This window comes from Paractinoplanes polyasparticus (assembly GCF_019710575.1).
GTDB lineage: Bacteria > Actinomycetota > Actinomycetes > Mycobacteriales > Micromonosporaceae > Actinoplanes > Actinoplanes polyasparticus.
The window spans coordinates 1-11,330 of sequence record NZ_JAHWFK010000096.1 but is presented as its reverse complement, the minus strand read 5'-3'; the positions used below and the strand labels follow the sequence as shown (position 1 = coordinate 11,330).

11 protein-coding genes are annotated in these 11,330 nt (G+C 67.5%); 5 read left to right on the top strand and 6 right to left on the bottom strand.

Features of this window, described 5'->3' with window-relative positions:
- Positions 1-158: 158 nt before the first annotated feature.
- The gene (locus KXC43_RS49935; protein ID WP_221383369.1) at positions 159-947 is read left to right on the top strand and encodes a class I SAM-dependent methyltransferase; all 789 of its coding nucleotides are present in this window, start codon (positions 159-161) and stop codon (positions 945-947) included.
- 31 nt (positions 948-978) lie between these two features.
- On the opposite strand, the gene KXC43_RS49930 is transcribed toward KXC43_RS49935, so the two are convergent.
- On the bottom strand, positions 979-1,932 hold the full coding sequence (locus KXC43_RS49930) for a helix-turn-helix domain-containing protein (RefSeq protein WP_221383368.1): 954 nt from the start codon (positions 1,930-1,932) through the stop codon (positions 979-981).
- 286 nt (positions 1,933-2,218) lie between these two features.
- On the opposite strand from KXC43_RS49930, the gene KXC43_RS49925 reads away from it, so the two are divergent.
- Together KXC43_RS49925 and KXC43_RS49920 are read left to right on the top strand one after the other, a co-directional pair.
- Positions 2,219-4,162 carry a M4 family metallopeptidase gene (locus KXC43_RS49925; RefSeq protein WP_438870965.1) on the top strand — a complete coding sequence of 648 codons (1,944 nt, stop codon included), beginning with the start codon at positions 2,219-2,221 and terminating at the stop codon, positions 4,160-4,162.
- Positions 4,163-4,345: 183 nt separating this feature from the next.
- The gene (locus KXC43_RS49920; protein ID WP_255646208.1) at positions 4,346-4,861 is read left to right on the top strand and encodes a CAP domain-containing protein; all 516 of its coding nucleotides are present in this window, start codon (positions 4,346-4,348) and stop codon (positions 4,859-4,861) included.
- A 430-nt stretch (positions 4,862-5,291) separates the two neighbouring features.
- Here the strand turns inward: KXC43_RS49920 and KXC43_RS49915 are convergent, their stop codons facing one another.
- On the bottom strand, positions 5,292-5,531 hold the full coding sequence (locus KXC43_RS49915; protein ID WP_308129623.1) for a DUF397 domain-containing protein: 240 nt from the start codon (positions 5,529-5,531) through the stop codon (positions 5,292-5,294).
- A gap of 34 nt (positions 5,532-5,565) precedes the next feature.
- Complete coding sequence (locus KXC43_RS49910) at positions 5,566-6,414, bottom strand: helix-turn-helix domain-containing protein (RefSeq protein ID WP_221383367.1); 849 nt, start codon at positions 6,412-6,414, stop codon at positions 5,566-5,568.
- Between the two features lie 229 nt (positions 6,415-6,643).
- Here KXC43_RS49910 and KXC43_RS49905 point away from each other — a divergent pair, with 229 nt between their 5' ends.
- A complete protein-coding gene (locus KXC43_RS49905; RefSeq protein WP_251798184.1) occupies positions 6,644-7,285 on the top strand; it encodes a GOLPH3/VPS74 family protein in 642 nt (213 codons plus the stop codon).
- 71 nt (positions 7,286-7,356) lie between these two features.
- On the top strand, positions 7,357-8,883 hold the full coding sequence (locus KXC43_RS49900; protein ID WP_255646206.1) for an APC family permease: 1,527 nt from the start codon (positions 7,357-7,359) through the stop codon (positions 8,881-8,883).
- A 157-nt stretch (positions 8,884-9,040) separates the two neighbouring features.
- Here the strand turns inward: KXC43_RS49900 and KXC43_RS49895 are convergent, their stop codons facing one another.
- The 3 genes from KXC43_RS49895 to KXC43_RS49885 form a co-directional block, all read right to left on the bottom strand.
- Positions 9,041-9,592, bottom strand: coding sequence for a GNAT family N-acetyltransferase (locus KXC43_RS49895; RefSeq protein WP_221383365.1), 552 nt, complete (start codon positions 9,590-9,592; stop codon positions 9,041-9,043).
- A 390-nt stretch (positions 9,593-9,982) separates the two neighbouring features.
- Positions 9,983-10,459, bottom strand: a complete 477-nt coding sequence (locus tag KXC43_RS49890; RefSeq protein WP_221383364.1) for an Lrp/AsnC family transcriptional regulator — start codon at positions 10,457-10,459, stop codon at positions 9,983-9,985.
- A gap of 74 nt (positions 10,460-10,533) precedes the next feature.
- The gene (locus tag KXC43_RS49885; RefSeq protein WP_221383363.1) at positions 10,534-11,151 is read right to left on the bottom strand and encodes an NADPH-dependent FMN reductase; all 618 of its coding nucleotides are present in this window, start codon (positions 11,149-11,151) and stop codon (positions 10,534-10,536) included.
- Positions 11,152-11,330: the final 179 nt, after the last annotated feature.

Here is an 11,330-nt window from a genome sequence, read left to right as displayed (position 1 = left end):
CCCATGCAGGACCCGAAGTCAGTGGGAGGGTGGGTCACACCCCGGCGGGAGGTGCTCACCAACATCCTCTCTGTGGGTGGGGGAGGCGGTGGCACCCAGCAAGATCCAACGAGCGATCAGGGTTCGATTCCGTGGGCCGGGTGGGGCAGAGTCGGCGCATGACCTCAGATGTCTGGGAGCTCGGCGACGCCTACGAGGCTTATGTCGGCCGTTGGAGCCGCCGGATCGCCGCCGAGTTCGTTCGCTGGCTGGGGGTGCCCGCCGGGGCCCGTTGGGTGGATGCCGGCTGCGGCACCGGGGCGCTGACCAGCGCGATCCTTGGCGCTGCGGCTCCGGCCGCGGTGATCGGCATTGATCCGTCCCGGGGCTTTCTGCAAACAGCGCCGGCGAACCGGGTGGTGGGGGACGCGGCGGCCCTTCCGCTGCGCGGCGGGGGCGTCGATGCCGTGGTCAGCGGGCTGGCGCTCAACTTCGTCCCGCGGCCGGAGCGAGCGGTCGCCGAATTCGTGCGCGTGGCCGGCCCGGGAGCGACCGTGGCTTCATACGTCTGGGATTACGGAGCCGGAATGCGCATGATGCGCCACTTCTGGGACGCGGCGGCCGAGGTCGTCCCGGCCGCCGCCGACAAGGACGAGGGGCCGCGCTTCCCGATCTGCCGCGAGCCTGCCCTGCGCGACGCGTGGAGCGTGGCGGGTCTGGACGACGTCGTCACGCGTGCGATCGAGATCCCGACCGTCTTCACCGGCTTCGACGACTTCTGGCAGCCCTTCCTGGGCGGGCAGGGCGCGGCCCCGGCCTACCTGGCCACGCTCACCACCGCCGAGCAGGCCGGGATCCGCGAACGCCTGCGCGCGACCCTGCCGACGGCCCCGGACGGAACGATCCCGCTGACCGCGTCCGCCTGGGCCGTACGAGGCCACAAACCACCCGCCCGGCACACCATCTGACGGCCACGCGAGACCGCCGAGCCGGGAGGCGTCAGGCGGCCAGGTCGGCCCATCCGCTGGGCGCCGGCTCGTCGAACCGCCAGCGCAACCGGATCTGGCTGGTCAGCAGCAGTTCGCGCAGGCGCAGCGTGTAGACGACCGTGCCGTTCTCACCGGGCGACTCGGTCGGCGAGAAGCCCTTGATCCCCGCGTACGAAAGGCTCTCGGCACTCACCTCGGCGCCCATCGAGGCCGGCAGCCGCAGCGACATCGTCAGCGCCCGGGTCGGGAAGCGAATGTCGCGCTGGAACCACTGGCCCCACAGGTTGGCCGGCACCCGGTACGAGTAGGTCACGCGCGTGCGCTCGCCCGGATAGAGCGGGAACCGCGCCCTCGCGTTGCCGAAGACCAGGACCATTTTCAGGTACGCGTCGGAGGACCGCGTCACCCGCACCTCCATGGGCTCCGGGCGGTCATCGCCCACGGAGGCCTGGAAGTCGAGGTCGGAGAGCTGCAGCGGGCTCTCGTGGTAGAGCTGCCGGGAGACGCCGGGCTGGTCGGGGAAGCGGTCGACGTCGACGCGCACCGGGTAGCACGTGACGGGCCTGTCCCCCACGTTGCGGACGACGCGCTCGACCCGCGAGAAATACCACCCGTCGGCGTACGTGAGGGTGGCGTTCTCCTCCTCGATGACCAGGGTGGCCGGCAGCATCGGGCTGGGCTCGTAGTCGCTGCGGACGACCTGGACCGGCGCGGGCTCGCCGGCGGCCTGCCGGCACTGGTCGTACCGGGAAATGATCTCACCCCCGCTCGCCAGGACCGCCTCGGCGCGGCAGGCGAACTCGAAGGTCGGGTGGTGGCGCAGGCTCTCCACGTGGCTGATGTAGGACGGGTGGTAGCCCATCGACGCGGCGAGCTGCTTCTTGCTGAGGCCACGACGGGTCCGCCAGGCCGTGAGCACCTGGGCGAACGCGGTACGGGCCGCGAGCTCGAGTTGTGAGGTCATCACACACTCCTGAAGGGACGCTGTCCGGTCATGATGCCTGACCGGAGGGGGCCCTGCCAGAGGAGAGCATGTCACTTTACGAACTCATCAGATTACACAGTGCGAACGTGAATGCACGTTCACCCTGTTGAATCATGCCCGGCCTGCGCGAAGGCGCAAGGGTTTTCCCTGATTCGGTGACGCCCATCGATGCCTAGCGTCTCCTCAAGTCTTCCGACGAAGGTCGAATGTCCTCCGATGTGACTTGAGCCCGTCCCCACCCCCGGGACGGGAAAGGAGCACCTGCGTGAAACGTCGAACCCCTCTGATCATCGCGCTGGCCGCCGGAACCGCGGCCGCCGGCGCCATGGTCGCGGTCACCGGGCCCGCCACCGCGGCGCCGCAGGATCCCGCAGCCGCCGCGACGCTGGCCGCGAACAAGGCCGACGCCCTGGTCGCGAGCCGTCCCTCGATCCTGCACGCCGGCTCGAACGAGACCTTCCTGCGCAAGAAGGTCATCCAGTCGTCGGGCCTGAACTACGTGCCCTACGAGCGCACCTACAACGGCCTTCCGGTCCGCGGCGGCGACTTCGTCGTGGTGACCGACGCGGCCGGCCGGACCAAGGCCACCTCGGTCGCGCAGAGCAGTCCCATCGGTGAGCTCTCCACGGCCGCCAAGATCACGAGTGCCGCCGCGGCCACGACTGCCCGGGCTCAGCTCAAGACGGTGAAGGACGTCGAGGGTACGAACCTCGTCGTGCTCGCCGAGGAAGGTCAGGCTGCCGCGCTGGCCTGGGAGACCACGGTCGCCGGCACCGGCGCCGAGGGCGCCAGCCGCCTGACCGTCGCCGTCGATGCCGCCACCGGAAAGGTGCTGCGCACCACCGAGCACGTCACCGAGGCCGCCGGCACGGGCACCGGCTGGATCAACGGGACCGTCGCGATCGACACCACCCAGTCGGGTTCGACCTACACGCTGCAGGACCCGAGCCACACCGCGATCCGCTGTCAGGACGCCGCCAACAACACGACGTTCAGCGGCTCGGACAACGTGTGGGGCAATGGCACCGGCACGAACAAGGAGACGGGCTGCGTCGACGCCTTCTACGTGGCGCAGAAGCAGTACGCGATGCTCTCGTCGTGGCTGGGCCGCAACGGCCCTAACGGCAGCGGCGGCGCGTGGCCGATCCGGGTCGGCCTGAACGACCAGAACGCGTACTACGACGGCACCCAGATCCAGATCGGCAAGAACACCGCCAACCAGTGGATCGCCTCGGCCGACGTGGTCGGTCACGAGCTGGCTCACGGCATCGACGACACCACCCCCGGCGGCATCTCGCGCGCCGGCACCCAGGAGTTCGTCGCCGACACCATCGGCGCGGCGACCGAGTGGTTCATCAACAACCCCAACGACGCCCCCGACTACCAGGTCGGCGAGGAGGTCAACCTGGTCGGCAGCGGCCCGATCCGGTACATGTACAACCCGTCGCTCGCGGGTGACAGCAACTGCTACTCGAGCAGCACCCCCGGCTCCGAGGTGCACGCGGCGGCCGGCCCCGGCAACCACTGGTTCTACCTGATGGCCGAGGGCACCAACCCCACCAACGGGCAGCCCGCCAGCACCCGGTGCAGCGGCTCGGGCGCGATCACGGGCCTCGGCATCCAGAACGCCATGAAGATCATGTACAACGCGATGCTGATCAAGACGTCCAGCTCGTCGTACCTGAAGTACCGCACGTGGACGCTGACCGCGGCCAAGAACCTCTTCCCGAACAGCTGCACCGAGTTCAACACCGTCAAGGCGGCCTGGGACGCGGTGAACGTGCCGGCCCAGACGGCCGACCCGACGTGCACGGGCGGAGGCACCACCCCGCCGCCCACCACCACCCCGCCGCCCACGACCGGCTGCTCGGGCACCAACGCCACCGACGTGACGATCCCGGACGCGGGCGCCGCGGTGAACAGCAGCGTCACGATCAGCGGCTGCGCCCGTGCCGCCTCGGCGACCTCGACGATCGCGGTCAACATCGCCCACACGTACCGCGGTGACCTGCGGGTGGACCTGGTGGCTCCGGACGGAACGGTCTACAACCTCAAGGCGACCTCGACCTCGGACAGCGCCGACAACGTCAACACGACGTACACGAAGAACCTGTCGAGCGAGACCGCGAACGGCGCCTGGCAGCTGCGGGTGCAGGACACGTACGCCCGCGACACCGGCTACATCAACACCTGGACCCTGACCGTCTAGTTCCTCGGCGAACCTGCGGGGCCGGCGCATCCGCGCCGGCCCCGCCTACCCCTTCGAATCGGACATTTCACCGCTTCCGGTAGCGGCTGCGTTGCCTCGCGTTGCCTTCCGGTTCCCCTTCTTCATCTCATCGCGCGTGCCCCGATCGGTACCGGTGACAGACACCGAACGAGAGGGCACACCTTGAAGCGTTTCGTCCGCCGCGCCGTCGTCACCGCCGCTCTGATCGCCGTACCGACCATGGTCGGCGCCCCCGCTTTCGCGGCCGCCACCGCCGGTACCCCGAAGAAGCCCGCGGTTGCCGTCGACCAGGTCGCGTACGAGACCGAGGTCGTCAAGCTGACCAACGCCGAGCGCTCCGCCCGCGGCTGCAAGGCCCTCCGGATCGACGACCGCCTGATCGCCTCCGCCCGTGCGCACAGCACGGACATGGTGAAGAACCGCTTCTTCGACCACACCGGCTCGGACGGCAGCAACTTCGTCACCCGCGAGGTGCGGGCCGGCTACCCGAAGCGGGACGCCGCGGCCGAGAACATCGCCTACGGCTACAAGACCCCGCAGCAGGTCGTCACCGCCTGGATGAACAGCGCCGGGCACCGCAAGAACATCCTCAACTGCGCCAGCACGGCCGTCGGCGTGGGCCTCGTCCGCACGTCCAGCGGCACCCCGTACTGGACCCAGAACTTCGGCCGCGGCTGACGCTGACCTTTCGGGCTGATCTTCCGGGGTGCCACCGCCTCCCCCGCCCACCCAAGGGAAACAGGCGCTCACCCTACGCACATCACCGGCACACCGACCGAGTTATCCACAGCGAAATGCCGCACAGCCCGGGCTGTGCGGCATTTCCGCCTTTTCCCACGAACCGCGAACGCCGGCCGCGAACCACCGACCGCGCATCGCCCGGCAACGACGCATCGAACGGAATTTGTCCGCGCCCCGAACATTCACCGAATAGGGTGACGGGCACGAAAAATTCCGCGCCCCCGAAACGGCGCGGAAATGTTATTCAGAGTACGGGTGCCGCGACACTTGGTGAGCAGAGCCACGGCACCCGGTAGAACTCACACCGGAGAAGTTGACTTTGCGTAGGCACTTCCCATCGGTGCGTGCCTATCGGTAGGCTCGGCTATCAGGAATGGAGGTCGAATTCGCCATCCTTGGCCGAGTCCACGAAGGCCGTCCACTCCGCCGGAGTGAACATCAGCGCAGGACCGGAGCGGTCCTTGCTGTCCCGGACGGCGACGCCCTGGTCGAGGAAAGCCACCTCGACACAGTTGCTACCGCCGTTGCCGTTGCTGCGGCTGGCCTTCTTCCAGACCGCAGCGGTGAGAACTGCAGCATTTGGCTGGTGCGTGAGCAACTCAAGCACCCCCCTTCGTATGCGGTTGTCTTTCTCGAGGGCACTACGCGACGAGCAGGCTCTCGATCATCTTGATGGTCATTCGGGCATCCAGCGCCCGGGCGCTCAAACGCTCGAACTCTTGCCGGTAACGGTCAACCTCGGAGGGTTGCTCCTCGTAGTAGTCTCCCGCAAGACCTTCAAGATAGACAACATCCAAATGGGTGGTCTCCCGAAATTCCAATAGCGCGGCCGAACCGCCCAGGAACGTATGCTCACCAGCGCTGAACGGCAGAATCTGCATCAGCACATTCGGCAATTGGCCGACCTCGACCAGGTGCCGAAGCTGTTCGTTCATCACTTCGTCACCGCCCACCACCCGCCGCACCACCGATTCGTCGATGATGGCGGTGAGTTCGAGTGGCCGCTCGCCGCGCAGCCGGCCCTGCCGGGTGAGACGCAGATTGACGCGGCGGTCCGTCTGCTGGGAGGACTCGTTCGACCGGCCGGTGCGGATCAGCGCCCGCATGTACGCCTCGGTCTGCAGGAGCCCCGGCACGATGATCGGTTCCCAGGCCCGCATGCCGGCGGCCGCCGCTTCCAGCCCGATGAAGTTGCCGGGACGCATGATGTCCCGGTAGTCCGTCCACCATGTTCGCTCGCGGGACAGCCTGGCCAGTTCGACCAGCGCCTCCCGATAGTCCTGATCGCCCACGCCGTACAGCGTCAGGAGATCTTTGACGTCACGTGGCGTCACCGCAACACGCGCGGTCTCGATGCGCGTGACCTTGGCAGCGTGCCACTCGAAATGCCTCGAGACGTTCTCTTGCGTCAGCCCCGCGGCCTCACGGCACCGCTTGAGTTCCGCGCCCAGACGGCGACGGCGCAGGGTTGGCCCTTCATCAACGGACACCTGGACTCCCTCGGTCCTGATGAGACCGATAGTACGGGTTAGGCCTCCATGATCCAAACACGGCGCACCAAACAAAAAGTACTAGCCTTCTTGTATTGGCCCTTCGGCCGGGTACATGATGCGCGGACATCGAGTCACAACGTTTTGTACCCACAGTGATCATCGCGGCCACGATGGCACTGGCAGATCTGACCGAAGAACCAGACGTTGTCGTAAGGGGCGTGGCGGCGTGTTGGCTGACCAGTATTTCCTGATCGCACACGAGGACCGCACCGGCCGGTCCCGACTCCATCCACGTGCGACCGGCCTGGGCCTGGCCGCCGCACTGCTCGGCGAGCTGATCCTCGAAGGACGGATCGGGATCTCGGACGGAGATCTCCTCATCCTCGACCGGCATCCTCCCACGGACGCGCTCGCGCACGACATTCTCGACCTCCTGATCGCACAGCCGCAACACCGGGACGTCCGGGTGTGGCTGGCCTTCCTCTCGCAGGACGCGGCGATCAGAGTCGGGGAACGACTCTCCCGGCTGGGAGCGGTCGAGCCGGTCACCCGGCGGCGCATGTTCTCGGCCACCGAGACCCTCTATATGCCGAACAGCGCCGCACAGCGCAACGCCGCCGCCTGGGCGCCCGCCCGGCTGGCCAATCTGCTGGTTCGCGGCATCGGCATGAACATCAGTGACAGGGTGCTGATCGGCCTGGTGGCTGCCACCGGGCTGACCCGGCACGTTCTCTACGACTTCGAGGCACACCGGCACGCTTTCCAGTCGCTGCCCAGCGCCGTGGGGTCGCTCCCGTCAGACCTTCGGGAGCTCGTCGAGTACACCGAGGCCTCCGTGGGCTCGGTCGTGACAGTCGGCCGCAGGTGAGCGGCACGGGGCGCCACCATCTCGGGCGCAACAACTCTGATCATTGGGCCGGAAGGATGCTCGTGTCACGTATGGAACCCGCAGAGCCGGACATCGTCTCGAAGGCGCTGGCCAAGAACAGGCTCGGCGTACCTTCGGTGGTGTTCTTCGGCGTGGCGGGCGCGGCGCCGCTCACCGTGATCATCGGTTCGATCACGACGATCTACGCGATCATCGGCAGCACGGCGGTGCCGATCGCCTACCTCGTGACGGCGGGTCTGCTGTCCCTGTTCACCGTCGGCTTCGTCGCCATGAGCCGGCACATCGTCAACACCGGCGCCTTCTACTCGTACATCAGTCATGGTCTGGGCCGGGTCATCGGTGTGGGCGCGGCGTTCGTCGCGCTGCCCGCCTATTCACTCATGCAGATCGGCCTGTTCGGGTTGTTCGGCTCGGTCGCCAGCGGCATCCTCGCGGCGTTCGGCTTCACCGTGCCCTGGTACGCCTGCGCAATAGCGGCGTGGTTCGCGGTCGCGATCCTCGGCCTGCTCTGGGTCGACCTGAGCGGCAAGGTCCTGGCGGTCCTGCTCGTTCTCGAGATCGCCATCGTGATCATTTACGACCTCGTGATGATCAGCAACCCGGCCGACGGTCACGTCACCTTCTCGCAGTTCTCGCCGGCGCCGCTGGCCACCCCGGTGGTCGGCATCCTGCTGGTGCTGGCGATCGCGGGCTTCGTCGGCTTCGAGGCCACGGTCGTGCTCTCCGAAGAGGCCAAGGACCCCAAGCGTACGATCGCCCGGGCCACCCACATCGCGGTGATCCTGGCCGGCGTGCTGTGCGCCCTCTCGGCCTGGGCAATGTCGGTCAGCACGGGGCCCGATCAGATCGCCGCCAGAGCCGCCCAGCACGAGACCGACCTCGTGTTCACGCTCGTCGGGCCACACCTGCCGGGCTTCCTGGTCGACATCGGCTACGTCCTGTTCCTGACGAGCGTGTTCGCCGCCCTGCTGGCGTTCCACGCCGCGGTGTCGCGCTACCAGTTCGCCCTCGGGCGCGAAGGCGTGCTGCCGGCCGCGTGGGGGCGCACCCACCCCCGTACGGGCGCTCCGCTGCTCGGCTCGATCACGCAGAGCGTGCTGGCGATCATCGTGCTCAGCCTGTACGCCCTCGTCGGCTCCGACCCGCTGGTCTTCGTCTTCGCGTGGCTCACCACGATCGGCGGTCTCGGGGTGCTGATCCTCATGTGGGCGGCCTCGGCCGCGGTCCTGGCGTTCTTCATGAGGAACAGGCGCGGCGAGAGCTTCTGGAAGGCGTACGTCGCACCGGCGACGGCCTTCCTGCTGCTCACCATCGTCCTGGCCGCGACGTGCATCGGATTCGGCGAACTGTTGCAGGTCGACGGGAACTCGCCGTTCCAGTGGCTGATTCCGGCGCTCTATCTCACCATCGCCCTGGTCGGCTTCGTCTGGGCACTGATCATGCGGGCCGCGCGACCCGAGGTGTACGCGGCAATCGGCCGCGGCACCGAGGGGCGGGTGAATGTCGTCCCCGATAGCTCAATGCTGCGGGCCCTGCACGCCGATCCGGTGGGCGCCCGCAGCGGTTATCCCTACTGAGCTTTCCCACGCCGGTTCCCCCACCGCGAGGGAAGGAAAGGAACACACGTTGGAACGATGTGGAGGTCGCCTATGACCTGAAGGTTTCCCCCCAGCTCCGCGGCAGACCGTCACCTCTCGGGACGGCCTGCCGCGCTGTGTGCGGGGGTCTTCGGGCTCAGGCTGCCGCGGGGAACTCGTACAGCCAGTACGACTGCTGGTCGATGCGGGTGAACTTCATGTTGTCGCTGAGCCGGCTCACCATCATCCGGAACACCCGGGACATCCGCCGCACCTCGTCGTTGTGGTTGCAGATGTCCAGGCAGACCAGGCCGTTCTGGGCCGACGCCACCATGTACATCTGCTCCACGAGCTGGCCGAACGCCTCCCGGCCCTGCGCGTGCGGGCTGACCGCGACAAAGCCGATGTACCAGATCTTGCGAGCGTTGTACTGCTCCGGCCAGTGCCGCTCGAAGTATTGCGGTGCGATCAGGGGCACCGCATCGAGATCGTTCGTGTACGTGGCCACGCCGCAGATCGTGCCGTCGTCATCGAGGGCGAGATACTTGTCGACCCGGGTGTCCGCCATTACCGCGTCGAACTCGTCGCGGGTCATCAGGTGCCGCTGCACAGCCAGGTGGTTCAGCTCTTCGAAAGCATCCCGGTACATGGTCCACATTGTTTCGTGGACGGCTTGGTCGGTGATCCGGTCGATGACTTTGATAAGCATGTCGGCTCCCCCGCAGGCCGCCGCCAGGTCGGCCCGCTTGTCGCACTCATCTTGATCGATGATTGTTGACCATCACTGTACGAAGCGTGACCTCGTTACGACAATGCGTAGGGTCCGATTGAATGTGCCAATTCATCTACCGGACGTGCCGAGTGCCCGTTTTGGTGTGCAACTTGCAATCGACGGCGAGGATTCGTCCCTCGGCCCAACAAAGTGTTCATGACTGCGAGTACTAGACACCGTGCGTATTACCCCTGGTCCAGGCTCTGTGGATCGTCCACCCGGAACGATCGCCGGGATTGCGCCCTCATTGATCAAACGATCAAGTGCGCAATCGCGAACAACCGCAGATCAGCGTAATGCCTTTACGCCACCGATAACAGAGCGTAACTACTCCGGGGTCGAAGTATGGCGGCGCAGCAGGCCGTCGACGCTGTGCGGAGCGACCTCGTGCAGCACGATCGACGTCGACGTGCGGACGACGCCCGGCGCGGACACGACCAGGTTGGTGATCCGGTAGAGGTCGGCCGTGTCCTTGGCGACGATGCGGACCAGAAGGTCGCCGTCGCCGGTGGTGGCCAGGATCTCGACCACCTCGGGGATCCGGACGATCTGCTGGGCGGCCAGGTCGCCCTGGCGCTGGCTCAGCGACAACGTCATGAACGCCATCAGCGGATAGCCGAGCGCGGCCGGCTCGACCCGGCGCGAGTAGGCCCCCAGGGCGCCCGAGTCACGCATGCGCCGCAGGCGGGCCTGCACGGTGTTGCGCGACATGGAGAGCCGCTCGGCCAGCGCGACCACGGTGGCGTCGGGGTCGGCGTCCAGGGCCAGCAGAATGCGCGCGTCGGTCGCATCCAGAGATCGCATCGTTGCCATCCTCCCCCGTCGCCGCTCATTCTCCCGTCCATTCGAGCGAACGACACGGGGGGCCGCGGGCCGGGTCAGCGGTTCGTCCAGCCCGGTGCGTCGCGGCGCTCGATCACCGGGAAGACGCTCGAGTAGTGCTGCCAGGCCGGGCGCGGCGGGGCCTGGGTGAGGGCGAGCAGCCGGGCCAGCCCCTGCAAGGCGTCCAGCAGAGCCTGATGCAAGCGGGGGTCGGTGACCAGGCCGTGGTGATCAACGGCCGCCGGGTCGATCGGGAGCCGGATGCAGGCGGCCCGGAGAATCTTGGCGCTGGCATGATCTAAAACGGTCTCGAGGGTGGCGCGGGCCCCGTCGTCCTCGTTCGCGTGAGCCACCGACAACCAGGCGACCGGCTTGCCGGCGAGCAGGTCGTCCTCGATCAGCCAGTCGAGCAGGTTCTTGAGCGCGCCCGGGATCGAGCCGGCGTACTCCGGAGTGCTGATCAGCACGGCGTCGGCAATCCGAACCTGGTGCCGCAGCAGCACGACGGTGTCGTGCGGTTCCGGTTCGCCCGGGACGTACGCGGGCACGTTGCGCAGGCCCTCGAACAGGCCGGCGTTGATGTCGTCGGGCGCGTACCAGGCGGCGGTGCGCAGGGCAGCGGTGTGCAGGGAATCCTCGCGGGTGCTGCCCGAGACCAGCAGGATGCGCGTCATGCCGCCGAGCCTAGAGCGCCCACGTTAAGACGAGTCGCCGCGCCCACCTGGATCATGCCCGAGCGGATTCGCGGCGTGGATCTTGCTGGTGCGCCACCCTGACCCCCGCCCACAGAGAGGATGTTGGTGAGCACCTCCCGCCGGGGTGTGACCCACCCTCCCACTGACTTCGGGTCCTG

What these genes read in the sequence shown, in the direction of transcription:
- KXC43_RS49885 (WP_221383363.1), bottom strand. Translation starts at nt 11,151, where the DNA reads ATGACGCGCATCCTGCTGGTCTCGGGCAGCACCCGCGAGGATTCCCTG.
- KXC43_RS49900 (WP_255646206.1), top strand. Translation starts at nt 7,357, where the DNA reads ATGGAACCCGCAGAGCCGGACATCGTCTCGAAGGCGCTGGCCAAGAAC.
- KXC43_RS49935 (WP_221383369.1), top strand. Translation starts at nt 159, where the DNA reads ATGACCTCAGATGTCTGGGAGCTCGGCGACGCCTACGAGGCTTATGTC.
- KXC43_RS49890 (WP_221383364.1), bottom strand. Translation starts at nt 10,459, where the DNA reads ATGCGATCTCTGGATGCGACCGACGCGCGCATTCTGCTGGCCCTGGAC.
- KXC43_RS49930 (WP_221383368.1), bottom strand. Translation starts at nt 1,932, where the DNA reads ATGACCTCACAACTCGAGCTCGCGGCCCGTACCGCGTTCGCCCAGGTG.
- KXC43_RS49895 (WP_221383365.1), bottom strand. Translation starts at nt 9,592, where the DNA reads ATGCTTATCAAAGTCATCGACCGGATCACCGACCAAGCCGTCCACGAA.